This is a genomic window from Micromonospora sp. DH13, assembly GCF_020873825.1.
Lineage (GTDB): Bacteria > Actinomycetota > Actinomycetes > Mycobacteriales > Micromonosporaceae > Micromonospora > Micromonospora haikouensis.
The window spans coordinates 48,140-71,349 of sequence record NZ_JAHWGR010000017.1; the positions used below are offsets into that span (position 1 = coordinate 48,140).

The 23,210-nt window shown below is 71.8% G+C and carries 22 protein-coding genes; 13 read left to right on the forward strand and 9 right to left on the reverse strand.

The annotated features are described in order from the left end of the window. Nucleotides 1-104 precede the first annotated feature (104 nt). From LPA42_RS18030 to katG, 3 genes are all read left to right on the forward strand, one after another. Nucleotides 105-392: a hypothetical protein gene (locus LPA42_RS18030; RefSeq protein ID WP_144082590.1), complete on the forward strand. Its 288-nt coding sequence runs from the start codon at nucleotides 105-107 to the stop codon at nucleotides 390-392. A gap of 163 nt (nucleotides 393-555) precedes the next feature. Continuing rightward, complete coding sequence (locus LPA42_RS18035; RefSeq protein ID WP_043962656.1) at nucleotides 556-1,005, forward strand: Fur family transcriptional regulator; 450 nt, start codon at nucleotides 556-558, stop codon at nucleotides 1,003-1,005. 23 nt (nucleotides 1,006-1,028) lie between these two features. After that, nucleotides 1,029-3,305, forward strand: a complete 2,277-nt coding sequence (katG, locus tag LPA42_RS18040; RefSeq protein ID WP_077936957.1) for a catalase/peroxidase HPI — start codon at nucleotides 1,029-1,031, stop codon at nucleotides 3,303-3,305. A 72-nt stretch (nucleotides 3,306-3,377) separates the two neighbouring features. On the opposite strand, the gene LPA42_RS18045 is transcribed toward katG, so the two are convergent. After that, nucleotides 3,378-4,928, reverse strand: a complete 1,551-nt coding sequence (locus LPA42_RS18045) for a TROVE domain-containing protein (protein ID WP_077936958.1) — start codon at nucleotides 4,926-4,928, stop codon at nucleotides 3,378-3,380. Nucleotides 4,929-5,375: 447 nt separating this feature from the next. Here LPA42_RS18045 and LPA42_RS18050 point away from each other — a divergent pair, with 447 nt between their 5' ends. Both LPA42_RS18050 and LPA42_RS18055 read left to right on the forward strand, forming a co-directional pair. Continuing rightward, nucleotides 5,376-5,660 (forward strand): type II toxin-antitoxin system Phd/YefM family antitoxin, encoded by a 285-nt coding sequence (locus tag LPA42_RS18050; protein ID WP_077936959.1) that lies wholly within the window; start codon nucleotides 5,376-5,378, stop codon nucleotides 5,658-5,660. Beyond that, nucleotides 5,657-5,911, forward strand: a complete 255-nt coding sequence (locus LPA42_RS18055; RefSeq protein WP_077936960.1) for a Txe/YoeB family addiction module toxin — start codon at nucleotides 5,657-5,659, stop codon at nucleotides 5,909-5,911. The genes LPA42_RS18050 and LPA42_RS18055 overlap by 4 nt, the downstream gene beginning before the upstream one ends. 42 nt (nucleotides 5,912-5,953) lie before the next feature. Here LPA42_RS18055 and LPA42_RS18060 read toward each other — a convergent pair whose 3' ends face one another. Genes LPA42_RS18060 through LPA42_RS18085 form a run of 6 tightly spaced genes read right to left on the reverse strand, consistent with a single transcriptional unit; the run spans nucleotide 5,954 to nucleotide 12,152 of the window. Continuing rightward, nucleotides 5,954-6,907, reverse strand: a complete 954-nt coding sequence (locus tag LPA42_RS18060; RefSeq protein WP_077936961.1) for a class I mannose-6-phosphate isomerase — start codon at nucleotides 6,905-6,907, stop codon at nucleotides 5,954-5,956. Further along, entirely contained in the window at nucleotides 6,904-8,109 is a 1,206-nt protein-coding gene (locus tag LPA42_RS18065) for an ADP-dependent glucokinase/phosphofructokinase (protein ID WP_077936962.1), read from the reverse strand. Before LPA42_RS18065 ends, LPA42_RS18060 begins: the two co-directional genes overlap by 4 nt. A 1-nt stretch (nucleotide 8,110) precedes the next feature. Further along, nucleotides 8,111-8,974 carry a ketose-bisphosphate aldolase gene (locus LPA42_RS18070; RefSeq protein WP_077936963.1) on the reverse strand — a complete coding sequence of 288 codons (864 nt, stop codon included), beginning with the start codon at nucleotides 8,972-8,974 and terminating at the stop codon, nucleotides 8,111-8,113. A 32-nt stretch (nucleotides 8,975-9,006) separates the two neighbouring features. After that, nucleotides 9,007-9,849, reverse strand: a complete 843-nt coding sequence (locus LPA42_RS18075; protein ID WP_077936964.1) for a carbohydrate ABC transporter permease — start codon at nucleotides 9,847-9,849, stop codon at nucleotides 9,007-9,009. Nucleotide 9,850: 1 nt separating this feature from the next. Then, on the reverse strand, nucleotides 9,851-10,807 hold the full coding sequence (locus LPA42_RS18080; protein WP_077936965.1) for a carbohydrate ABC transporter permease: 957 nt from the start codon (nucleotides 10,805-10,807) through the stop codon (nucleotides 9,851-9,853). Nucleotides 10,808-10,862: 55 nt separating this feature from the next. Then, nucleotides 10,863-12,152 carry a sugar ABC transporter substrate-binding protein gene (locus LPA42_RS18085; RefSeq protein ID WP_077936966.1) on the reverse strand — a complete coding sequence of 430 codons (1,290 nt, stop codon included), beginning with the start codon at nucleotides 12,150-12,152 and terminating at the stop codon, nucleotides 10,863-10,865. Nucleotides 12,153-12,446: 294 nt separating this feature from the next. Here LPA42_RS18085 and LPA42_RS18090 point away from each other — a divergent pair, with 294 nt between their 5' ends. Next, nucleotides 12,447-13,286 (forward strand): DeoR/GlpR family DNA-binding transcription regulator, encoded by an 840-nt coding sequence (locus LPA42_RS18090; RefSeq protein ID WP_077936967.1) that lies wholly within the window; start codon nucleotides 12,447-12,449, stop codon nucleotides 13,284-13,286. Between the two features lie 151 nt (nucleotides 13,287-13,437). Here LPA42_RS18090 and LPA42_RS18095 read toward each other — a convergent pair whose 3' ends face one another. After that, nucleotides 13,438-14,355 (reverse strand): aldo/keto reductase, encoded by a 918-nt coding sequence (locus LPA42_RS18095; protein ID WP_077936968.1) that lies wholly within the window; start codon nucleotides 14,353-14,355, stop codon nucleotides 13,438-13,440. 8 nt (nucleotides 14,356-14,363) lie between these two features. Continuing rightward, nucleotides 14,364-15,287, reverse strand: a complete 924-nt coding sequence (locus tag LPA42_RS18100; RefSeq protein ID WP_077936969.1) for an oxidoreductase — start codon at nucleotides 15,285-15,287, stop codon at nucleotides 14,364-14,366. 87 nt (nucleotides 15,288-15,374) lie between these two features. On the opposite strand from LPA42_RS18100, the gene LPA42_RS18105 reads away from it, so the two are divergent. The 7 genes from LPA42_RS18105 to LPA42_RS18135 all read left to right on the forward strand — a co-directional run bounded on the left by LPA42_RS18105 (nucleotide 15,375) and on the right by LPA42_RS18135 (nucleotide 23,168). Then, on the forward strand, nucleotides 15,375-15,965 hold the full coding sequence (locus LPA42_RS18105) for a TetR/AcrR family transcriptional regulator (RefSeq protein ID WP_198956498.1): 591 nt from the start codon (nucleotides 15,375-15,377) through the stop codon (nucleotides 15,963-15,965). Nucleotides 15,966-16,069: 104 nt separating this feature from the next. Continuing rightward, entirely contained in the window at nucleotides 16,070-17,602 is a 1,533-nt protein-coding gene (locus LPA42_RS18110; protein WP_077936970.1) for a cell wall anchor protein, read from the forward strand. 74 nt (nucleotides 17,603-17,676) lie between these two features. Continuing rightward, entirely contained in the window at nucleotides 17,677-18,492 is an 816-nt protein-coding gene (locus LPA42_RS18115) for an ATP-binding protein (RefSeq protein ID WP_077936971.1), read from the forward strand. Next, on the forward strand, nucleotides 18,456-19,055 hold the full coding sequence (locus LPA42_RS18120; protein ID WP_077936972.1) for a hypothetical protein: 600 nt from the start codon (nucleotides 18,456-18,458) through the stop codon (nucleotides 19,053-19,055). Before LPA42_RS18115 ends, LPA42_RS18120 begins: the two co-directional genes overlap by 37 nt. After that, on the forward strand, nucleotides 19,052-20,398 hold the full coding sequence (locus LPA42_RS18125) for a hypothetical protein (RefSeq protein ID WP_077936973.1): 1,347 nt from the start codon (nucleotides 19,052-19,054) through the stop codon (nucleotides 20,396-20,398). The genes LPA42_RS18120 and LPA42_RS18125 overlap by 4 nt, the downstream gene beginning before the upstream one ends. A gap of 15 nt (nucleotides 20,399-20,413) precedes the next feature. Then, entirely contained in the window at nucleotides 20,414-21,211 is a 798-nt protein-coding gene (locus LPA42_RS18130) for a DUF4184 family protein (RefSeq protein ID WP_077936974.1), read from the forward strand. 499 nt (nucleotides 21,212-21,710) lie between these two features. Then, nucleotides 21,711-23,168, forward strand: a complete 1,458-nt coding sequence (locus LPA42_RS18135; RefSeq protein ID WP_077936975.1) for an arabinofuranosidase catalytic domain-containing protein — start codon at nucleotides 21,711-21,713, stop codon at nucleotides 23,166-23,168. The last annotated feature ends 42 nt before the right edge of the window (nucleotides 23,169-23,210 follow it).

Genomic DNA, 23,210 nt, shown 5'->3' on the forward strand with positions numbered 1-23,210 from the left:
CCATCGGAAGCGGGCCGGAAGCGGAATCGCAGCATGGCGCGCCTTTCGCGGGAAGCCGGGCGTCGGATCGGATGGCCGCAGGAGCCCACGGAGGGAGAGGGACTGTGCGGACGTCGATGGTGCTGCTGCTGGTCGCGCTGGCGATCACGTTGATCACCTTGCTGGTCGTGTCGATAGTGCTGTTCGTGAAGCTGGTCCGGGTCGGATCGCTGATCCGCAGCGACCTGATGCCGGTCAAGGGAAAGATCGCCTTCTGGACCGGCGTGGTCTATGCCCTCAGCCCGCTGGACCTGCTGCCGGATCCGATCTACCTGGACGACATCGGGCTCCTGGTCGGGGTGCTCGTCTACGTCCGGCACCTGGCCAACCAGTACGGCATCGCCGATCGGTGAGCCGGGGCCCCGGCAGCCACGACGGTGGCCCCCGCAACGGCGACGCTGCGGGGGCCACCGTCGTGGCGGGGCGGGTGGCCGGCGGATGGATCTGCGGCGAAATATGCGGGTTGAGTCGACGGAAAACTTGATTGATTCCAGAAGAGTGGGCTAGGTTCGGGGGGTGACGCCCGACTTCGAGACCCAGCTCCGGGCGGTCTCGTTGCGCGTGACCCGGCCCCGGTTGGCGGTGCTCGCCGCGCTGCGCGACCACCCGCACGTCGACACCGACACGGTGATCGCCCTGGTCCGGGCCGACCAGCCCACGGTCTCCCACCAGGCGGTCTACGACGTGCTCCGGGCGCTCACCGACGCCGGCCTGGTGCGGCGCATCCAGCCCGCCGGCGCGACCGCCCGGTACGAGTGCCGGGTGGGGGACAACCACCACCATGTCGTGTGCCGCTCCTGCGGCGCGATCGCCGACGTCGACTGCGCCGTCGGCCATGCACCCTGCCTCACCGCCTCCGACGATCACGGTTTCGACGTCGACGAGGCAGAGGTCGTCTACTGGGGCACCTGCCCCGGCTGCGCGACCGCACGCACCGCCCAGCCAACCCAACGCACCGCCCAGTGACCAGCCAGTCCGGAAGGAAACCGATGAGCGACACCCAGGACAACGCGCCCGTCAGCGCCCAAGGCGTGGACAAGAAGGAGGCGGCCGGCTGCCCGGTCGCGCACGACTCCGTCACCGCGCAGGGCAGCGAGAGCGAGAACCCGGCGATCGACTCGCCGACGCCGAAGACGGGCGGTCGTCCCCGCACCAACCGCGACTGGTGGCCCAACCAGCTCGACCTGTCGGTCCTGCACGCCCAGTCGCCCAAGGGCAACCCGCTGGGGGCCGACTTCAGCTACGCCCAGGAGTTCGCCAAGCTCGACGTCGAGGCCCTCAAGCGGGACATCGTCGAGACCCTCACCACCTCGCAGGACTGGTGGCCGGCCGACTTCGGCCACTACGGCGGCCTGATGATCCGGATGAGCTGGCACGCGGCGGGCACCTACCGCATCGAGGACGGCCGTGGCGGCGCCGGCGACGGCGGCCAGCGGTTCGCCCCGCTCAACAGCTGGCCGGACAACGCCAACCTCGACAAGGCCCGCCGGCTGCTCTGGCCGGTCAAGCAGAAGTACGGCCAGAAGATCTCGTGGGCCGACCTGCTCGTGCTCGCCGGCAACGTGGCCCTGGAGTCGATGGGCTTCAAGACCTTCGGCTTCGGCTTCGGCCGCGAGGACGTGTGGGAGCCCGAGGAGATCTTCTGGGGCCCGGAGGACACCTGGCTCGGTGACGCGCGCTACGCCTCCGAGAAGGAGATGACGCCCGGCGTCGGCGCGACCGAGATGGGCCTCATCTACGTCAACCCGGAGGGCCCCCGCGGCAACGCGGACCCGGCCGCGGCGGCGCACTTCATCCGCGAGACCTTCCGCCGGATGGCGATGGACGACGAGGAGACCGTCGCCCTCATCGCCGGCGGCCACACCTTCGGCAAGACGCACGGCGCGGGCGTCGCCGACGACCACGTGGGCCCCGAGCCGGAGGGCGCCCCGCTGGAGGCGCAGGGCCTGGGCTGGCTGAGCACCCACGGCAGCGGCAAGGGCGGCGACACGATCACCAGCGGCCTCGAGGTGACGTGGACCGACAAGCCGACGCAGTGGAGCAACCGGTTCTTCGAGATCCTCTTCGGCTACGAGTGGGAGCTGACCACCAGCCCCGGCGGGGCGAAGCAGTGGGTCGCGAAGGACGCCGAGGCGATCATCCCGGACGCCCACGACCCGGCGAAGAAGCACAAGCCGACGATGCTGACGACCGACCTGTCGCTGCGCGTCGACCCGGCGTACGAGAAGATCTCGCGCCGCTTCCTGGAGCACCCCGACGAGTTCGCGCTGGCCTTCGCCAAGGCGTGGTACAAGCTGCTCCACCGCGACATGGGCCCGGTCAGCCGCTTCCTCGGCCCGTGGGTGCCGGAGGCCCAGCTCTGGCAGGACCCGGTGCCGGCCGTCGACCACGACGTCGTGAGCGACGCCGACGTGGCCGCCCTGAAGGCAAAGGTCCTGGCCTCCGGCCTCACCACCGCCCAGCTCGTCTCCACCGCCTGGGCGTCGGCCGCGAGCTTCCGCTCCACCGACAAGCGCGGCGGCGCCAACGGCGCGCGGATCCGCCTCGAACCGCAGCGCAGCTGGGAGGTCAACCAGCCCGAGCAGCTCGCGACGGTCCTGGCGACCCTGGAGGGCATCCAGCAGGAGTTCAACGCCGCCGGTGGCGCGAAGATCTCGCTGGCCGACCTGATCGTGCTGGCCGGCTCGGCCGCCGTCGAGAAGGCGGCGCGCGACGCCGGCGTCGAGGTGACCGTGCCGTTCCGGCCGGGCCGCACCGACGCCTCGCAGGAGCAGACCGACGTCGAGTCGTTCCGGGTCATGGAGCCGCGCGCCGACGGGTTCCGCAACTACCTGCGCCCCGGCGAGAAGACCCAGCCGGAGGTGCTGCTCGTCGACCGCGCCTACATGCTCGACCTGACCGCGCCGGAGATGACCGTCCTCGTCGGCGGCCTGCGCGCCCTCGGCAACAACGTCGGCGGCACCGCGCACGGCGTGCTCACCGACCGGCCGGGCGTGCTCACCAACGACTTTTTCACCAACCTGCTCTCCCCGGGCACCCGGTGGAAGGCGTCGGAGTCCGAGGAGCACGTCTACGAGATCCGGGACCTGGCCACCGACCAGGTGAAGTGGACCGCCACGGCGGTCGACCTCATCTTCGGCTCCAACTCCCAGCTGCGGGCCCTCGCGGAGGTCTACGCCAGCGAGGACGCGCGCGAGAAGTTCGTCGCCGACTTCGTCGCGGCTTGGACCAAGGTCATGGAGCTCGACCGGTTCGACCTGGCCTGATCCGCCGCTCCAACCGACGGGCCCCGGTCGATCGCTGACGATCGACCGGGGCCCGCCCTCGTTTCGCGCCGCTCAGAACGGCCACCGGTCGCGGGACCCGGCCTCGACGAGGGGGATCATCGCGAACGCGGCGTCGGACAGGCCGCCGAACGTGTGCCGGTTGCCGACCGTCGGCGCGTGCCCGACCCGGTAGCCGACCAGGTTCCAGGTGTACGTCGGCACGTGGGCCGGCACCGCGGCCGTGACATCGGGGGCGTCGTGCCAGTGCGCCTGCTCGTCGGTGAGGACGACCACGCGGTCGTGCCCGGCGTAGTGCCGCCGGATGGCCTGCTCGGTCTGGGTGCCGCCGCCGTAGAAGTAGCCGCCCTCGCGGAACCGGCGCACCGCCGCCAGCACCGACTCGCCCGCCACGGCCGGGAACACCCGGCTGGCGTGGGAGAACGACACCACCGTCGCGTCCCGGGCGCGGGCGGCCAGCGCGAGACCGAACACGGTGGCCGCGTCCCAGCAGCGCAGCGTGCCGTCCCGGCTGAACGTGCTGTTCATCGACCCCGACGTGTCGATCAGGATCAGGGTGCGGCCGTCCAGGGCGGGCACGTTCGCCAGCGCCTGCTGCAACGCCCGCTCCAGCGGGTACGCCCACCGCAGGCTCGGCGCGGCGTTGTGGGCCGACAGGAAGCGCATCGGCAGCACGCGCGAGCGCGCGATCTCGCCCGGGTCGGTCAGCTTCGCCGCCACCGCCTCGGCGACGGCGTCGCCGACGCCGGCCCGGTCGAAGTTGCGCAGGTTGCGCAGCAGTGCCAGGTAGCCCATGGTCGGGATGATCGCCTCCCAGGCGGCGGCGTCCATGGGGGCCTGCCGCCAGCCGGCGAGCGCCTCCCAGCTCATGCCGGCCGCGCCGAGCACCGCCGGGTCGGTGACCTCCCGCCGCCGCTGCACGGGCAGGGCCATCAGCTCGGCCCGGGCCGCCAGCACGGTCAGCGACTCCGGCAGTGGGTTGTCGCGCTTGTGCCGCCGGTCGAGGGCGTGCCGGAACAGGTCGCCCTGCCGCGCGTCCCGCGCTACCGGGTGGGTCAGCTCGATGACGTCGCCGAACCGCACGGCGTCGCCGTCGGAGTCGTACCTGAGCAGGCTGCGCTCGTGGTAGAGCCGCACGACGGCGTCGGCGACGCCCCGCTTGACCGGCTTCGGCAGGGCCCGGCCGTGGCGGCCCAGCCAGTACGCCAGCGCCTCGCCCGGCTCGTCGGCGCGCTGCAACGCCGCCCCCACGACCGCCCGGGAGCCGGGCACCCCGGCCGCGACCTGCGCCCGGGAGCCCTCCAGCGCGGCCACCACGGACGCCGACCGCAGCAGCGCGCCGGTGCGCAGCCACGGCACGAACCGCGCGAACCAGTCGGGGTCGGCGACCGCGACGGCGGCCACCAGCTCACGGAACCGGGCGTCCCGGTCGGCGGCGGCCTCGTAGAAGGTGTCGGTGCCGACCATGTTGGACACCGCGAGCAGGAACAGCTCGGCCCGCTGCCCGCGCAGGAACCCCGGTGCGCCCTCGGCGGTCATGGCCTCGGCGGCCGGGCGGTCGGCCCCGGGCCGGTGCCGGGGCAGCTTGAGGTTGAACCTGGCCATCGCGTCCCCCGTGTCGGTCGAAGGCGGGGAGACACCGGCACACCGCACACCCGAGATCGTCAGTCGGCGACGGACTTGTGTCCGCTGCTCTGTCCGGTTGAGCTAGCACGCCGGGGCGTGCGGGGGACTCGAACCCCCAACCCGCGGATCCGAGAAGTAACCGTTGCCTGCGCACCGGGTGTGCGGCGTGACGACGCCTCCCGAGATCAGAGCGGCGACGGCGACCGGCCCTCGCGGGCCAAGGTGACCTGGGCCGCTGGTCGACACCGCCGAGAGGCGGTGGCGGGATTCGAACCCGCGTCTCCCCGTTGGAAGCGGAAGTAGCCGTTGCCTGCGCACCGGGAGGTGCCGAGGGAAAGAGTAGGGGAGCCCGGTGGGGCCGGCAAACGGGTTCGGACCTCGCCGCCTCGTTGTACAATTTCTTGTACACCACGCCAGGGAGGCATCATGCGCATGGTCCCCTACTCGGAGGTCCGGCAGAACCTCGCCAAGCTGCTCGACCATGTGGTGGACGACGCCGAGGAGGTGGTCGTCACCCGGTCGGGTCGTGAGGCCGCCGTCATCATCTCGCTGCGTGAGTACGAGTCGCTGAAGGAGACGGCGTACCTGATGGCCAGCCCCGCCAACGCGCGCCGCCTGAACGAGGCCGTCGAAGAGCTGCGCAACGGGGGCGGGGAGATGCACGACCTGATCGACCCCGATGCCGGTGCAGGTGAGGCGTCGGCGGCGTGAAGGTCCAGTTCGCCAGCCGAGGGTGGGAGGACTACCAGGCCTGGCAGCGGGACCGCCCGATGCTCAAGCGGGTGAACACCCTGATCGAGGACATCCGGCGCAACGGCCACCAGGGCATCGGGAAGCCGGAGCAACTCCGGGGCAACTGGTCGGGATTCTGGTCGAGACGCATCGACCAGGAACACCGCCTGGTGTATCGGATCGTCGACGACACCGTGCAGATCGCGCAGTGCCGCTACCACTACGAGTGAACAAGCCGGTCGTCGACGAGGTCGCCGTTGCTGCGGCGCGGCTCAGGCGGCGGGTGCCGCCAGGCGGATCGCCTCGACCGCGCCGTCGAGGCGCAGCGGGCCGGCGGCGTACGGGACCAGCAGCGTGTCCCCCCGGCGTACCGGCACGTCGTCGCGTTCGCCGGTGAGCCGCCCCGCGCCCGCCACCACGACCAGGACGGCGAAGCCCTGCGCCAGGCGGTCGCCGCCGCGCACCCGGTGGGCGGCGAAGAACTCGTCGGCGGCCTCGGGCAGCAGCCGCGCCCCGTCGCCCCGCAGCCCGGCGAGGCGCGCAGGCGTCCACGCGCCCCGGTCGACGCAGCTCAGGGCCAGGTCGTAGCCGAGGCCGAGGTGCCCCTCGGTCAGGCCGAAGCCCTCGTATTCCAGCAGCACCGAGTAGTCGGTCGGCTCCTGGACCTCGACCAGCAGGATGCCGTCGCCGATCGCGTGCGGCAGCCCGGCCGGGCAGAGGATCGCGTCGCCGGCCGCGACCGGGATCCGGTTGGTGGCGGCGAGCATCCGGTCGACCTGCTGGCCGGCGACCCAGCCGGCCAGCTCGTCGGCGGCGACGTCGCGGGCGAAACCCAGATGGACGTACGCGTCGGGGCGCGCGGAGACGATCACCCATGCCTCGGTCTTTCCGTACGGGGAGGCGAGGTGCGCGGTGGCGAAGCGGCGGTCGGGGTGCACGTGCAGCGGCAGCCGCTGGCCGGCGTCGAGCAGCTTCACCAGCACGCCGGTGTCGGCGCGGCGTGGGCCGAGCCACCAGTGCGGGTCGGCGGCGACGGCCTCGGCGAGCACCCGCCCGTCGGGCAGGGTGGACAGCCCGGCCGGGGCGAGCCCGAACCGGCTGGTCACCGAGCCCACCCAGTCCTCGGGGCGGTCGGGCAGCGCCGGCGCGTCGCGGAACCGCGCGATCCGGCCGTCCCCCCGGTAGAACGTCTCGGGCTGGTTGGCGGGCAGCGCCTCGATGGTCATCGTTCCTCCTGGCGGACGAGCGCGGCGAGGAAGCCGCCGACGAAGGTGTCGCCCAGGCCGATGGTGGTGGGGCTGGCGACGTCGAGGGCGAACCCGGGGACGCAGTGGACCCGGTCGCCGAGCCGCTCGTGCAGCGCGGCGGCGAAGGCGACGGACTCGGGCCGGCGGGGCTGCCGGCGCAGCCGGTCGACGTCGGCGTCGGTGAAGTCGTCGCCGTGGGCGTAGCGGGTCGCGGCCAGCAGGGTGCCGGTGTCGAGGGCGTCGGCGTAGCGCCGGGCGTTCGCGCCGAGGGCCGCCGCCCAGTACTTCGTGTGCAGCACCAGCGTCGGGGCGGGGACGAGGGCGTGCACGGCGGTGAGCGCGTCGGCGACCTCGTCGGCAGAGAGCAGGTCCACCGGGCGCCCGAGGTAGGACTGCAGCTCGTCCTCGTTGAGCCCGTACACGTCGATCGCGTCGAGCAGCGCGTCGCGGACCCGGCGGCTGAAGCCGGGCTCGTGGTAGGCGGCGTCCTCGAAGTAGGTCACCGCCGCAGGCGGCAGCCGCCGCATGTGGGCGCGCAGCTCGGCGAGCCGCCGGTCGAGTTCGGCCGCGTCGCGCATGGCGTTGAAGCCGGAGATCAGGAAGACGTCGGCGTGGCCGAGCCGGTCGCCGAGGTCGCCGGTGAGCAGCAGCGCGCTGTTGGCCGGGTCGTTGACGTAGATCAGCCGGTTGGGGAACGGCGCGGTGACGTCGATGTCGCCGGCCCGGATCCGCAGGCCCTGGTGATATTGGACGATCAGGTGGGGATGGTAGGTGTCCGCGACGCCGCTGGAGACGTACGCGGTGCCGGCCGGCAGCAGCCGCCGGACGGTGTCGTTGACGCTGACCAGGTGCAGCGTCGACGGCACGCCCAGCCGGCTGAGCAGGATCCCGGCCCGCACGGAGGTGCCGCCCAGGGTCGTGCGGTGCGGGAACCGGCCGGCGAAGGTCTCCAGGGCCGGGGCGGCGGCGACGAAGTGCTCGCCGCCCCGGCCCCGGGCCACGTAGCCGAGGATGGACACCACGAGGTCCCGCTCGCCGTGTACCGCGCTGGGCGGTGCCGCCAGTTCGGCGGCGGCGATGCCGTAGTCGGTGACCAGCCGTTCCAGGACGTCGGCGGTGAGCGTCAGCTCCTGGTCGACGCAGCCGCCGAGGCCGAGGACCACCCGGGAGGCGTCGGCCATGTCAGTAGAGCGAGCCCTTGCCGGTGGCGCCGAACAGGTCGATCTTGTGCGCGGCGACCTCCTTCATGGCGTCGAGGCAGGCGGGCTGGATGGCGTTGGGCTCGCGCACCTTCGAGTCGCTGCCCAGCACCTCGCGCATCTTGTCGTGGTAGGCGACCTTGATGTCCGTCGAGATGTTGATCTTGTTGATGCCGATCCGGGCGGCCTCGCGGATCTCGTCGTCCGGGTTGCCGGAGCCGCCGTGCAGCACCAGCGGGATCCCCACCCGGCTCTTGATCTCCTTGAGCAGGTCGAGCTTCAGCTCCGGCTTGAGGTGTGCCGGGTAGAAGCCGTGGAAGGTGCCGATCGCGATGGCGAGGCTGTCGACGCCCGTGGTCTTCACGAAGGTGACCGCGTCGTCCGGGTCGGTGTAGATGATCTCGGCCGCGCCGGCCTCGGCGTAGCTGTCGTTGCCGCCGATCGTGCCCAGTTCGCCCTCCACCGACACGCCCAGGACGTGCGCGGAGTCGGTGACCTTCTTGGTGATGGCGAGGTTCTCGTCGAACGGCTTCAGCGAGCCGTCGATCATCACGGACGTGAAGCCGTACTGGAACGCCTGGAGCATCTGCTCGTAGGTCGCGCCGTGGTCCCAGTGGATCGCGATCGGGACGGTCGAGCTGTGCGCGCGCTCGATGATGCCGGTGATCATCTCGCGGCCGATGTGCCGCACCTCGTCCGGGTGGATCCCGACGATCAGGGGAGCGTTCTTCTCCTCGCTGATCTCCACGATGCCCCGGAACATGGCCCAGTCGCTGATGTTGAACGCGGGCACGGCGAAGCTGTGCTCGTTGGCGACGTCCAGGATCGCCTTGCCGGTCGTCAGCATGTCGGTGTTACTCCTTAGTGCAGAGGGTGTGGTCAGGCCTTCACGGCACCGGCGGTGAGCCCGCCGATGAAGCGCCGTTGGAAGAGGAGGAAGAGCACGAGGACCGGGATGGAGCCGAGGATGCTCATCGCCATCATCTGGTTCCACTCGTACGAGTGCTGGCCCATGAGCATCTGGATGCCGATGGGCACCGTGCGCATGTCGTTGGTGCGGGTCAGCGTCAGCGCGAACAGGTACTCGTTCCACGAGATCATGAACGTGTAGACCCCGACCGCGATGAGGCCGGGCACCGAGATCGGCACGAGGATGCGCCACAGCGCCGTCCAGCCGGTGCCGCCGTCGACCTTGACCGACTCGTCCAGCTCCTTGGGCAGGGTGTTCAGGTACGCGGTGGTCATGATGATCGCGTACGGCAGGGTGAACACCATGTGGGTGAGGATCAGCCCGGCGTAGGTGTTGTAGAGGCCGAGCGCGACGACGAGCCCGAAGTAGGGGATGACCAGCGTGATCGGCGGCACCGCCTGGACGCTGACGATCACGGCGTTGATGGTCCGCTGGAACGGGAACGTGAAGCGGCTGAACGCGAACCCCGCCAGGACGGCCACCAGCAGCGTCAGGACGGTCACCGCACCGGCGACGATGTAGCTGTTGAGGAAGAACCGCAGCTGCTCGCCGTTGCCCAGGATCTCCCGGTACGCGTCGAACGAGAAGCCCTCGGTGATCAACTGCGGCGGATTCTGGAAGACCTCCCCGTTGCTCTTGAACGAGGTGGAGAGCATCCACAGCACCGGCAGGGCGGCGAACAGCCCGCCGAGGACGAGCCCCGTGACGACGCCGGCCTTCGCGAGGGTGTGCCGCCGCTTGACGCCTGCCATCTCACCGCTCCCTTTGCTGCTGGCGTACGTAGAAGAAGGCCAGGACCATCGTCAGCAGCAGCACGATCACGGCGGCGGCCGAGGCGCTCGCGAACTCGTACTCGCTGAAGGCCTGCTTGTAGGTGTAGGTGCTGAGCATCTCGGTGGTGTTCAGCGGACCGCCGCCGGTCATCATCCAGATCAGCGCGAACTGCTGGGAGGTCCAGATCAGGTCGAGCACCGCCATGCTGACGATCACCGGCCGCAGCTGCGGCAGCGTCACGTTGAGGAACCGCCGCAGCGGGCCGGCCCCGTCCACGGCGGCGGCCTCGTAGAGGTCGGCGGAGATGCCCTGCAACGCGGCGAGCAGGCTGATCATGAAGAACGGGTAGCCGGACCAGATGTTGGCGAACGTGACCGCCCAGAGTGCCGTGCCCGGGTCGCCGAGCCAGTTCACGCCCTCCTGCACGAGGCCGAGCGTCTGCAGCACGTAGTTGACCACGCCGGCCGGGTCGAGCAGCAGCCGCCAGATGACGGCGATCACCGCGATCGTGAACAGCCAGGGCAGGATGTAGACGATCCGGAAGATCGCCTTGGTGACCCCGCTCAGCAACTGCGTGTTGAGCATCATCGCGAAGGCGAGGCCGAGGACCAGGTGGGCGACGGTGCTGACCGAGATGAAGACGGCGGTGTTCTTCAGCGCGGCCAGGAAGTCCAGGTCGGTGAGCACCTTGGCGTAGTTGGCGAACCCGACGAACACCGGGTTCTCCTGGACGATCACGTTGTCCCGGAACGAGTAGCCGACCACCATGACGATGGGGACGATCATCAGGACCACGACCAGCACGATCGTGGGGGACAGGTAGGCGTACGGGATCAGGCGCCGGGCCGGGTTGGCGCGGGCCCGGCCGGGGGTGGCCCGCTCGGCCGGCGGCGCGCCCTGCGGCGCGGTCACGGGCTCGACGTGCGCGGATGTCATCGCTGTCTCCTTGGTCGGGCGCCGCGCCGGAGGACCGGCGCGGCGCCCGGGTGGACTAACCGATCACCGAGGTCCAGGACTCCTGCGACTTGCTCAGGGCGTCGTCGACGCTCTGCTTGCCGGTCAGCACGAGCTGGAGCTGCTCGTCGAAGCTGCGCATGAGGTCCTCGGCCTTGGGCAGGCCGACGAACTCGTTGGCCGGGTAGCCCTGCTTGTAGATGTCGAAGGCCGACTTGAACAGCGGGTCGCTGTTGCTGAAGTCGGGCTCGGCGTTCTTGTTGCCGGGGAAGCCGTTGGCGATGGTGCTCAGCTTCGCGTTGGTCTCCTGGCTCATCAGGTAGGAGACGAACTTGAACGCCTCGGCCTTGTGCTTGGTGGAGTTGGAGATGCCGATGCCCCACGACGCGTACGGGATGCCGCGCTTGCCGGTGTAGCCGTCCTCGGCCGGCAGGGCCGCCACCTCGAAGTTCAGGTCCGGCTTGTTCTTCTTGATCAGGTTGATGTGCGCGAGCGAGTCGATCATCATGCCGACCTGGCCGTTGGTGAACTTCTCGACCTTGTCCTGCTCCTTCATGGTGAGGGAGCCGGGGGCGATGACGCCGGCGTCGTTGAGGCTCTTGACGTACTCGACGGTGCTCTTGACCTGGGGGCTGGTCAGGTTCGGCTTGCCGTCGGTCAGCATGCTGCCGCCCGAGGCCCACAGCCAGGACATGACGTCGTTCTGGATGCCGTTGGGCACGGCGGTGTCGAGCGGGAGCGCCCAGCCCTTGACGTTGTCGCCGGTGGCGCTGATCTTCTTCGCCGCGTCGAGGAACTCGCTGCGCGTGGCGGGCACGTCCGCGACGCCGGCCTTGGTCAACAGGTCCTTGTTGACGAAGAGCGGGTAGACGAAGTTGACGACCGGGATCATGTAGGTCTTGCCGTCGAGCTGGATCTGGCTGGCGAGCTGGCTGGAGTCGTAGTTCGCGTCCGTCATCAGCTTGGACATGTCGGCGATCGCGCCCTGCTTGGCGAAGTCGTTGACCCAGGCTCCGTCGAGGCCGACCACGTCGGGCAGCGTCTTGGACGCCGCGGCGGTGACGAGCTGCTGCTTGGTGGAGGCGTACGGCGCGCTGAGCAGCTTGATCTTGATGTTCGGGTTCTGTGCCGTGAAGTCGTTGATGATCTTGTCAAAGTCCCCGGCCGGGAGTTCGGCACCCCACCACTGGGCGAACTCCAGCGTGACGGTGCCGTCCGCGGCGGCGTCCCCCGAGTCGCCCGAGCCGCACGCCGCGACGGTGGCGACCGTTGCAGCCACCGTCACCGCCCCTATCAGTCGCTTCAGCCGGGTAGCGCGAGTCGTCATGGCGGGCTCCTTCTATATCTAGATCTTTCTGTTCTGTGCTGTGTTGGCGGCCACGTTAGCAGCGTGTTACGGATGGGGACAAGAGAAGAACAGCAGAAAACTGCGGAGTGCGGCATAGTGCGGCGCTGCAAGGCCGACTGGCTGGCCCGAGGGTCTGCTGGTGCCCTGCTTGTGGGCAGGTGGGGACCGCTTCGGCTGCCCTGCGGGGGCGAGCTGGTCCCTGCTGTTCTGTGCGGCGATGCGCGTGGGTGGGCCGCATTTGTGGCATACTGCCGCACTGATGGAGGGAGATCAGTGACCGAGGACAGGGACGAACGGCAGCGCCACCTGCCCGCCGGACGCAAGGCCCAGCTTGCCGCGTACGTCGCCGACGCCGGCCAGGTCACGGTGGGCGAGCTGGCGGAGCGCTTCGGCGTCTCCATCGACACCGTGCGGCGCGACCTGGACCAGCTCAGCGCCGAGGGCGTCCTCGTGCGCACGTACGGCGGCGCCGTCAGCCTCGCCACGGTCTCCCGCACCGACCGGGCCGTCGACCAGCGGCTCACCTTCCAGGAACGCGAGAAGGAGAAGATCGCGACGCTGGCCGCGGGGCTGGTCCAGGACGGCTCGACCATCATGATCAACGGCGGGACGACCACGCTCGCGCTCGCCCGCAACCTGCGCCAGCACCGCGACCTCACGGTGGCGACGAACAACCTGCTGGTGCCCGGCGCGCTGCCGGCCACGGCCGTCCGCGACATCTACATCTTCGGCGGCGCGGTGCGCTCGCTCACCCTGGCCACGGTCGGCCCGGTCAGCTTCCGCGCCAACACCGGCGCCGAGCTGGACGTCAGCTGCGACCTGGCGCTGATCGGCGTCGGCGCGGTCGACGCCGACGCCGGCTACACGACGAGCAACCTCGCCGAGGCCGCGATGATGCAGGAGATGCTCTCCCGCGCGACCCGGGTGGCGATCCTCGCCGACTCGTCCAAGTTCGGCCGCCGGCTGTTCGCCCAGGTCTCGGAGCTGGGCGTCGCCGACTACCTGGTCACCGACCGGATGCCGGCACCCGAGCTGAGGGACGCCCTGGAGGCGAACGAGGTGGAACTGGTCGTCCCGGCGAACCCGCCGCGACCGCGTGAGGCGAAGGGCTAGGCCCGGGGCGACGACCGCGACCGGGTGAGACCGGCGGCTGGGCCCGGGGCGGCCCGACCCGCGCGAGACCGGCGGCTGGGCCCGGGGCGGCCCGACCCGCGCGAGACCGGCGGCTGGGCCCGGGGCGGCCCGACCCGCGCGAGGCCGGTGACTAGGCCCAGGGCAGCCGCGACCGGTCGGCCCAGTAGCGGGTGGCGGGCACGGCCAGGCCCGCCCACCGGTCGGGGTCGCCGGTGCACTCCTGCGCCCGCAGGTTCGAGGCCAACTGGTCGCCGGTCGCGGCTCCGGAGAGCACGACGGTCGCCCACGGCTGGCGCAGCGCCGCCGCGAGCGCGGCGGCGTCGCCGGGCGCGTGCTCGCCCACGGCGAGCCGGCCGTTGGCCAGCGCCTCCTTCACGATGACCAGGCAGCCGGCCGCGTGCGCCTGCGCGAGCGCCGGGCCGGCGCTGGGCTCCAGGAGATTCCAGGTCGCCTGCACGCTGCGGAACAGCGGCCGACCGTCGACCCGGACGCCGAGCGCCGCCCGGATCGTCTCGGCCTGCGCCGGGCCGCTGGTCGACAGCCCGACCACCGTGCCCTGCGCGCCGAGGTCGGCGAGCCGCCGGTGCAGGTCCGCGTCGTGCAGGGCGGGGCTGTCCGGGGTGACCGAGTGGATCTGGTAGAGGTCGAGGCGGTCGCCGAGCAGCGCCCGCGTCTCGCCGAGCTGCCGGGTGAACGTGGCGACGCCGTGGTCCTTGGTCTCGTGCACCTCGGCGTCGACCCGCCACCCGGCCGTGTAGGTGTAGCCCCACTTGCTGCCGACGACGACGTCGTCCGCCTCCGGCCGGGCGTGCAGCCACTGGGCCAGGAACTCCTCGGCCCGGCCGTAGGAGCGGGCGACGTCGACGTAGCGGACGCCGGCCGCGTACGCCCGGTCGAGCAGCTCGTGGGCGCGGGCCCGCATCGCCTCGACGGAGCGCTCGGCCGGCAGGTCGGCGGCCCGGCCGAGATTGATGTAGCCCGGCCGGCCGACGGCCGCCAGCCCCAGCCCGATCCGCGAGGCCCCGGCCAGCCGCTCGACGATGTCCATGATCCCATCTAACACCCCGGCGGGACGTCCACTCCGGTGAGCTGCGCGGAGCGGGCCCACAGCCGCGCCGCGAGGTCGGGGTCGGTGGCCGCCCCGGCGAGCGTCTCGAACGTCGGCCGGGCCGGGCGGGGCGGCCGACCCGGTCCGATGTGGCGGCCGGTGGGCGCCGCAGGCTCGGTGGCGGCGTAGAGGATCGCCGTCACGGCGTCGTCGACCGGCCGGCTCAGGAACAGCCTCAGCACCGCTCCGACGGCGCGGATCAGGGGCGGCGAGTCGCGGTCCAGGTCGGTCCTCGCCACGCCGGGATGGGCGAGCAGGCTGCGCACCGGGGAGCCGGCGGCGCGCAGGCGGCGGTCGAGTTCCAGGGCGAAGAGCACGTTGGCGAGCTTGGAGGTGGCGTACGCGCCGCCCCGGGAGTAGCGGCGTTCGGCGGCGAGGTCGTCGAGGTCTAGGCGGCCCAGCCGGTAGAGGCCGGAGGCGACGGTGACCACGACCGGGTCGCGCCCCTCGGCCAGCCGGTCGAGGAGCAGGCCGGTGAGCGCGAAGTGGCCAAGGTGGTTGGTCGCGAGCTGGCTCTCCACCCCCTGCGGGCTCAGCCGTCGGGGCACGTTGCCGATGCCGCCGTTGTTGACGAGCGCGTCGACGGTGACCCGCTCGGCGCGCAGGCCGGCGGCGAAGCGGCGCGCGGTGTCGAGGTCGAGCAGGTCCAGGTGGCGGACGTCGAGGTCCGCCTTCGGGTGCTCGGCGCGCAGTCGGTCGCGTACGCGATCGCCCTTGCCGGTGTCGCGGACCGCCATGATCACGCGGGCCCCGCGTGCCGCGAGGTGGCGGGTGATCGCGACCCCGAGGCCGCTGCTGGCGCCGGTGACGACGATCGTGCGGCCGGTCTGGTCGCGCAGGTCGGCGATGTTCCAGGTGGCGGCGTGAGCCATGGACCCCTCCCGGGAGTTAAGTGGATTACCTATCCGATTCAAGGCCACCTGAAGCGGATTGTCAATCCGGTTCGGTAGGCTGGCGGGGTGACCACACCACGTCGTGCCGACGCCGCCCGCAACCGCGACCGGGTGCTGGCGACCGCCCGACTCTCGGTGGCCTCGGGCGACCTGTCCCTGCAGCACAACGACATCGCCCGCCGCGCCGGCACCGGCGTCGGCACCGTCTACCGGCACTTCCCGACCCGCCGCGCGCTGCTGGAGGCCCTCGCCGAGGACACCTTCACCGCGCTGCTCGACGACGCCCGGTCCGCGAGGCACCACGACGACCCGGGGACCGGCATCGAGATCCTCCTGCGGGCGCTCCTGACGCGGCAGCTGGCCGACCCGGCGTTCGCCGAGGTGATCGCCGGGGAACCGGAGCAGGACGCCGACCCCGGCACCACCGCCCGCCGCGCCGAACTCGGTGAGCTGGCGCGGGCCGTGCTCGACGACGCCCGACGGGCCGGCACGCTGCGCCCCGACCTCACCGAGGACGACCTGCGTCATCTCCTCTGTGGCGTGGCCTTCGCCGTGCGTATCGGCGACGGGCCCGACGAGCGGGCCGACCGCTACCTGCGGGTCCTCCTCGACGGCCTCCGGCCGACGCCGGGCAACCCGGGTGACCGGCGGCGATAGCGTCACCTGCGCTGATCCCGCAGCGCGGTACGGGTCACCACGGCGGCGGAATCCGTGAGAGCCTGACCGCACCCCCGTCCGCCCTCCCGACCGGAGGCACCGCCATGCACCCGCACCCCGCCCGCCGCTGGCTCGCCGGGTTGGCCGTGGCCGGCGCGCTCGTCGCGACCCCCACCGGCGCCGCCGTCGCCGTCGCACCGGCCGACGAGGTGACGCTCTACGCCAACGACGTGACCGTCGCCCCCGGCGGCCCGCAGAAGTGGGTCTCGCTGCGCGCGCTGCCGGACCGGGCCTTCGGCACGTACACGGTGCGGGTGGACCGCAGCGCGGTCGCCGCGTTCGCCGAGGTCGCCGAGGACGACCGGGGCTCCTGCACGACGGCGGGCGACGTCATCACCTGCGCGATCACCGACGACGGCGAGGATTCGAGCCTGGTCAGCCTGCCGGTGACGGCGCGGGCGGGCGCGGAGCCGGGCCGGCAGGGCACCCTGGCGTTCACGGTGACCGCGCCCGGCGTGGGCACGGCGACCTACGAGTCGACCGTCAGCACGGGCGAGGGGGTCGACCTCGTCGCCGACCGGCAGCTCCCGCTCGACGGCCGGCCCGGCGCCCGGGTCGACGTGCCGCTGGCGGTGACGAACCGGGGCACGACGACCGCCCGCGGCGCGGTGCTGTACCTGTCCGGCTCCTACGGGTTCACCCCGGGGAAGCGCTACAGCAACTGCGAGTACGTCGACCCGACCCTCGACGACAGCAGCTTCGCCTGCACCTTCGACGACGAGCTGGCTCCCGGCGAGACGGTCCGGGTGGACCCGACGTTCGGCGGGACGATCCCCGCCGACGCCTGGGCCCCGAACCTGCACTACAGCTTCGCCGTGTGGTTCACCCCGGCCGACTGGGCGGAGTTCCGGGCCCAGCACGGGCCGGCCGAGCCGTTCGGCCGCAAGGGCACCGACGCGGCCCTGAAGCTGGTGCCGGCGGGCGGCGCACAGGCGCGCGCGGCCGGTCAGACCGACACCAGCCCCGTCGACAACGAGACCCGGGTCACGCTGACCGTCGCCGGTGACCAGCGCGGCGACGCCGCCGCGCAGGGCGCCACGGTCACTGGCGCGGTCGGTGCCACCGTGCCGATGACCGTCGGCTACCGCAACAACGGCCCGGCGCGCGTCGGGCCCAACGGCCAGCGGGGGCTCAACATCGCCACCATCGTGACGCTGCCGGAGGGCGTCACGGCGGTGACGGTGTCGAAGTCCTGCGTGGATCCGGACGAGGACGAGTGGCAGCCCGGCAAGCCCGGCGCCCGGGTCTACGAGTGCTCCGCCCGGGGCACGATCGGCGAGGGCGAGCGGGTGACGTTCGAGTTCGCGCTGCGCATCGACCGGGCCGGCAGCCGGACCGGCACGGTTAAGCTGCACACCTTCGACGGCGACGGCCCGGTCAAGGACCTCGACCCGACCAACGACACCGCGCAGATCACGGTGAAGCAGGCCGGCGGCACCGGGGGCGGCGACGACGGGTCGCTGCCGATCACCGGTGTGCCCACCGGGCTGATCGCCGGCCTCGGCGGGCTGCTGGTCGCCGCCGGCGCGGGCGGCTACCTGCTGGCCCGCCGTCGCCGCACCCGCTTCGTCGCCTGATCCGGCACGCACCGCGGCGTCGCCGTCGATGCCCGCCGGTTGTCGCCACGCCCAGGGCAACGATCCGTGCGAATATGGACGACGTGAAGCCGAAGTGGTGGCAGGTGTTCGCCGCCGGGGTCACGGTGACGCTGCTGGGTCTCTGCGCGATCGGGGTCGGCACCGTCGGGCTGGGGGCCGCCGACCAGCTCGCCAGCGTCGGATCGTTCGCTCTCACCGGGGTCGGCACTCTGGTCACCGTCGCAAGCCTGGTGCAGGCGGTCCGGCAACAGCGGCAGCGACCCCTCGTGGTGGAGCCCGCCGAGCCGCCGCCCCCCGCACCGCCGTCCGGGGTGGCTCCGCTGGCCGCCGACCTCGCCCGGCTCCGCGACGTCACCAACGTCGACCACGAGAGACTCTTCGGCGTCGACGAGGCGATCGACAGGCTCGGCGAGAGCCTGCGCAACCCGGGCGGCGCTTCGATCATTTCCATCTTCGGCGGCGCCGGCGTGGGAAAGACCGCGCTCGCGTACGAGCTGATCAGGCGGCACGCGGAGGAAGCCGGCTTCCGCCGCGTCGCGAGCGTTTCGGCGAAGTTCAGCCACATCGACCGGGTCGGCCATCTGGAGCGTGACGCCGAGCGCGAGAACGTCGACTGGCATGCCCTGCTGGTCGAGCTGGCCCAGCAACTCGCGCCGGGCTCGGACTTCAACGACACGCTCATCGAACAGCAGCTTCCGCAGGCCATGCCCGCCGAGCCGTGCCTGATCGTCGTGGACACCTCGAAACCAGGGAGGCCGAGGTCGCGGTCCGGTACCTCGCCGGTTCGGGCATCCTCGACCCGCACAAGGTCGTCATCACCACCCGGGAGGCGGTGGCGGGCACCGGCGTCGGCCGCCTGCGCGAGCTGACCTGGGACGGGCCCGACCACGCAGCCGCCTCGGCCTACGCGCGCTATCTGGTGGCCGACGACAGCCTGCTCGACCCGCGCAAGAGCGACCTCGACGACGTGGTCCGGGCAGCCGAGCGCACGCCACTGTTGATTCAGATCATCATCAACCAGGCCAGGGTCGAGCGGTTGCCCATCCGCGACGTCATCGGCCGGCTGCGCGACGTCAGCGGCAACCTGGGCAGGGCGGTGTGGACGTACTGCTACGTAAACTCGCTCAACGTGCTGGAACAGAAGCTCCGCGATCCGGGCCTGCCGGAGGAGAGCGCCCGCGAACAGGCTGCCGACACCGTCGCCAACCTCATGGCGGTCTTCTGCTTCCGGCCGGCCGGCAGCAGCATCGCGTCCGAGGACTTCTTCGAGCTGAGCCAGATCGGGGACCGGGAGGCATTCCTCCGCGCCCGGGCGATGGCGTGCCGGCTCGCGCTGGTGAAGTCGCTGAGGAACAACGAACGGTTCACGGTCCATTCGCTGCTGCGGGAGTTCTACTGTGCGCAGCGGGGGCCCTGTGGATCGGCCTCGTGAGCGCCCCCGGGTTCGACGCCGCGCAGTGGCGGGCGAGGATCGACGCCCGCGCCAACAGTCGCGAGCGGTGGACGGCCAACATCCAGGGTTTGACCCGGAAGGTGCGGCAGCGGAGGGCCTCGCAGCTCCAGCGGGACTTCACCGACTACGTGTTCAACGTCAACGAGTTGGCCGCTCGGCCCGCCCTCGTCGACGCGGACACGCTCGCCGCCTACTTCACGGAGTTCGGCCGCCTCGCCGCCAACCTCGGCGAGCCGGCCAACGACCGGCAGGTCGCCGACGGGCTGGAGCGGGCCATCGCCGTGCAGCGGGAGAACGGCGGTGACATCGCGGGGCTCTGCCTGGCCAAGGCGGCCTTCCTCGCGCTGCGCGAGACCGACAGCGCCGAGCGGCTCGACGCGATCCTGACTGCGATCGACGTGTCGCCGACCGGCTCGGACGCCTGGGCGACGGCGATCGTCGCGCTCGCGGCCTACCAGATCGAGGTGAGCCGCTACGACGACGCGATCAGCACGGTGGCGCGACTGCGCACCGCGATGCCCGCCGAACGCTACGAGCGGACGTTCCGGTGCGCGTCGTTGGTGTATGAGGGGATGGCCCGGTTCACCTCGTTCCGGGACATCGACCGGGCCCGCGAGGTGCTCACCGAGGCGTGTGCGTACCGGGAACACGCGGACGACCTGGCGATCGCGCGGTGGGTCGCCACCGCGTACCACTATCTCGCGCGGATCGCCGAGGTCGACCGGCAGTTCCAGACCGCGATCGACCTCTACCTGTTGGGCAAGCAGTTCCAGGACCGCTGCCCGGAGGAGGTCGAAGCGGACGCGTTCATCCAGCTCAGGATCGCCGAGCCGCTCATCGCGGCCGGCACCCGGAAGCTGGCGAGGGACCACCTGGACGAGGCGCGGCGGCTGGCCTTGACCGGCTCGAACGTCAGCTCGGCCCGGCTGCAGGTGGAGCTCGGGTTCGCGATGCTGCGGGCTGCCGACGGCGACATGCGCGAGGCGGAGCTCCTCGCCGTGGAGGCGCTGCGGATGGCGCGACGCGTCGCCTTCTGGCGCGGGGAGCTGCTCTGTCTCGGATACCTTCTGGTGCTGGGCATCCGCCGCCGACGTCCGGACAAGATCCTCGCCGTCGGGTTCCGCATCCTCGGGACCGCCTTCTTCGGCGAGCTGCGCCGCAACGGCCTGTTGAAGTTGCTGACCCGGATCCCCGTCGTGGTGCCGATCGCGGTGCGCCGGATGTCGCGACGCCCGACGGCGGAGGGTGAACCCGCCGTCCGGTGCGGCTGTCCCCTCCACGACCGCGGCTCCACCGGCGCGGCTTCCGGTCGACCCACGTGACCGGGTGACCGCCGGATGCCCTTCACCGGTTCTCACCCGGCCGCTGTCCTGCCGTTCGCCCGGTCGGCGATGCCCCTGTCCGCGCTCGCCATCGGCAGCATGGCACCCGATCTTCCCCTGTACGCGCCGATGCCGTACACCACGCGGCTGAGTCACCACCTCGTCGGCGTCGTCACCGTCGACGTGCTGGCCGGTCTCGTGGGGTACGTCGTCTGGATCGCGCTGTTGCGACCGCTCGTCGTGGCGTACGCGCCGTCGGCCGTCGGCCGCCGGGTCCGCCCGGCCCAGGCGGCGGGACCCGGCCGGGTGGTCGCCGCGCTGGGAGTCGGCGCGCTCACGCACGTTCTGTGGGACGGCTTCACGCACGGCGGCGGGTGGGGCACCCGGCTGGTCCCCGCGTTGGACGAGCGGATCGGGGCGCTTCCCGCCCACGAGTGGGCCCAGTACGCCAGCAGCCTCATCGGGGCGGCGGCGATCTGCTGGTGGGCGGCGCGTCGGTGGCGGACGGCCACCGAGGTCGGCGATCCGCAGCGACCGGCGGCCGAACGGCTCGTGCCGAGCCGCCCGCTCGCCGCCGCCCTGGTCTCGGTCGGCGTCCTCGCGGGTGCCGCCCTCGGATTCCGGTACGGCGTCGCCCAGCCGGACCCGGTCCGCAGCGCGCTCTTCCACGTGGCGGTTCGTGGCACCGACGTCGGCCTCGTGATCACGCTGTGCATCGCCCTGATCCACCGCCGCGCCGCTCGGCGTCACCAGGCCGGGAGCGACCGGCGATCCGGTCGCCGAGGCGGCCTGGGACCACGCCGAACGGATTAGCCCGCTGCTGCCGGGCGACACGTGCGGCGTGGTCCCATCCGCCGGAGCACTACCAGGTCTCGGCGGGGCGTGCCCTTCGCCCACATCGAAACATATGGTGTTAACGTTCACACGGCAAGAGTCGGTTCTTGCAGATCGCTCACCCGCCCCGTGGCCCCGCCGCGCCGTCCGCCCCTGGTGGGACGGCCGACCGTCGATTGACCGTGGGTGGCTCGGTGCGGGCGGCGTCGGTCGACGAGACCATTGACATCATCCGATGTGAACGTTAACTTTCTCTCGGTGCAGCGGCGCGGGTCACGTCCGCTGCCGCGAATCCGGCTGGTCAGCGGCCCCCGGCGTCCGGGCCGCCGGCCACGCCGGCACCGGGCGGCGAGTCCCCCTCCGGGCCGCGCTGCGCCGGTCACCTACCGCCCTCGGAGTCCGGGTCCCGACAGGCGGCGCACGGGCCCACCCCGTCCGGGCCCGATCCCTGCATCTCTGTTTGCATCTGGAGGGCTCCATGAAACGTGGCAAAGCATGGCGTCGCCTGCCGGGGCTGGTCGCGGCCCTCGCGACGCTGGTCCTGGTCGGCGGCGGCCTGGTCGGCACGCGGTTGGCGACCGCCGCCGCAGCCGGCTGCCAGGTCACCTACGCGGTCAGCTCGGAGTGGCCGGGCGGCTTCGGCGCGAACGTGACCATCACAGACCTGGGCGACCCGGTCAGCAGCTGGCGGCTGACGTGGAGCTTCGGGGCCGGGCAGACCATCACCCAGCTCTGGAACGGCTCCTACACCCAGTCCGGTGCGCAGGTGACCGTCACCAACGTGTCCTACAACGGCAGCATCCCGACCGGGGGCAGCACCTCGTTCGGCTTCAACGGCGCGTCCAACGGCAGCAACCCCGTGCCCGCCTCGTTCGCGCTCAACGGCACGACCTGCACCGGGGGCGTGACGCCGACGACCCCGCCGACGTCGACGACCCCGCCGCCGACCACTCCACCGCCGACCACCCCGCCGCCGTCGACGCAGCAGCCCTGTGACATCTACGCGGCGGGCGGCACGCCGTGCGTGGCCGCGCACAGCACCACCCGGGCGCTGTACGGCGCGTACAACGGGCCGCTCTACCAGGTGCGGCGCGGGTCGGACAACACCACCCGCGACATCGGCCCGCTCGCGCCCGGCGGGGTAGCCAACGCCGCCGCGCAGGACTCCTTCTGCGCCGGCACCACCTGCCTGATCACCATCATCTACGACCAGTCCGGTCGCGGTAACAAGCTCACCCAGGCCCCGCCCGGTGGGTTCTCCGGCCCCGCCCCGGGCGGCTACGACAACCTCGCCGACGCCACCCTCGCGCCGACCACGGTCGGCGGGCACAAGGCGTACGGCGTCTACGTCGCCCCCGGCACCGGATACCGCAACAACAGCACCAACGGCATCGCCAAGGGTGACCAGCCCGAGGGCATGTACGCCATCCTCGACGGCACGCACTACAACGGCGGCTGCTGCTTCGACTACGGCAACGCCGAGACCAACAGCCGCGACAACGGCAACGGCACCATGGAGGCCATCTACTTCGGCAACAACAAGGTCTGGGGCTACGGCGCCGGCAACGGCCCGTGGATCATGGCCGACCTGGAGAACGGCCTCTTCTCCGGGGTGAACCAGAAGTACAACGCCAACGACCCCAGCATCAGCCACCGCTACCTGACCGCCATCGTCAAGGGTGAGCCGAACCACTGGGCCATCCGGGGCGGCAACGCCCAGTCCGGTGGCCTGTCGACCTTCTACAACGGCGTGCGGCCCAACGTCCCGGGCTACAACCCGATGAAGAAGGAGGGCGCGATCATCCTCGGCATCGGCGGCGACAACAGCCACGGGGCGCGCGGCACCTTCTACGAGGGCGTGATGACCTCCGGCTACCCGTCCGACGCCACCGAGAACGCCGTCCAGGCCAACATCACCGCCGCCGGCTACCGGTGACCCGGTTTCCCCCCATGCCACCCCACCCCCGTCCCTCCAGGA

Excerpts from the sequence above, each read along its gene's own strand:
- katG (WP_077936957.1), top strand. The coding sequence starts at position 1,029 with ATGAGCGACACCCAGGACAACGCGCCCGTCAGCGCCCAAGGCGTGGAC.
- LPA42_RS18065 (WP_077936962.1), bottom strand. The coding sequence starts at position 8,109 with ATGGCCGACGCCTCCCGGGTGGTCCTCGGCCTCGGCGGCTGCGTCGAC.
- LPA42_RS18070 (WP_077936963.1), bottom strand. The coding sequence starts at position 8,974 with ATGCTGACGACCGGCAAGGCGATCCTGGACGTCGCCAACGAGCACAGC.
- LPA42_RS18135 (WP_077936975.1), top strand. The coding sequence starts at position 21,711 with ATGAAACGTGGCAAAGCATGGCGTCGCCTGCCGGGGCTGGTCGCGGCC.
- LPA42_RS18075 (WP_077936964.1), bottom strand. The coding sequence starts at position 9,849 with ATGGCAGGCGTCAAGCGGCGGCACACCCTCGCGAAGGCCGGCGTCGTC.
- LPA42_RS18060 (WP_077936961.1), bottom strand. The coding sequence starts at position 6,907 with ATGACCATCGAGGCGCTGCCCGCCAACCAGCCCGAGACGTTCTACCGG.
- LPA42_RS18130 (WP_077936974.1), top strand. The coding sequence starts at position 20,414 with ATGCCCTTCACCGGTTCTCACCCGGCCGCTGTCCTGCCGTTCGCCCGG.
- LPA42_RS18110 (WP_077936970.1), top strand. The coding sequence starts at position 16,070 with ATGCACCCGCACCCCGCCCGCCGCTGGCTCGCCGGGTTGGCCGTGGCC.
- LPA42_RS18045 (WP_077936958.1), bottom strand. The coding sequence starts at position 4,928 with ATGGCCAGGTTCAACCTCAAGCTGCCCCGGCACCGGCCCGGGGCCGAC.
- LPA42_RS18100 (WP_077936969.1), bottom strand. The coding sequence starts at position 15,287 with ATGGCTCACGCCGCCACCTGGAACATCGCCGACCTGCGCGACCAGACC.
- LPA42_RS18080 (WP_077936965.1), bottom strand. The coding sequence starts at position 10,807 with ATGACATCCGCGCACGTCGAGCCCGTGACCGCGCCGCAGGGCGCGCCG.
- LPA42_RS18050 (WP_077936959.1), top strand. The coding sequence starts at position 5,376 with ATGCGCATGGTCCCCTACTCGGAGGTCCGGCAGAACCTCGCCAAGCTG.
- LPA42_RS18095 (WP_077936968.1), bottom strand. The coding sequence starts at position 14,355 with ATGGACATCGTCGAGCGGCTGGCCGGGGCCTCGCGGATCGGGCTGGGG.
- LPA42_RS18085 (WP_077936966.1), bottom strand. The coding sequence starts at position 12,152 with ATGACGACTCGCGCTACCCGGCTGAAGCGACTGATAGGGGCGGTGACG.
- LPA42_RS18115 (WP_077936971.1), top strand. The coding sequence starts at position 17,677 with ATGGACGACGTGAAGCCGAAGTGGTGGCAGGTGTTCGCCGCCGGGGTC.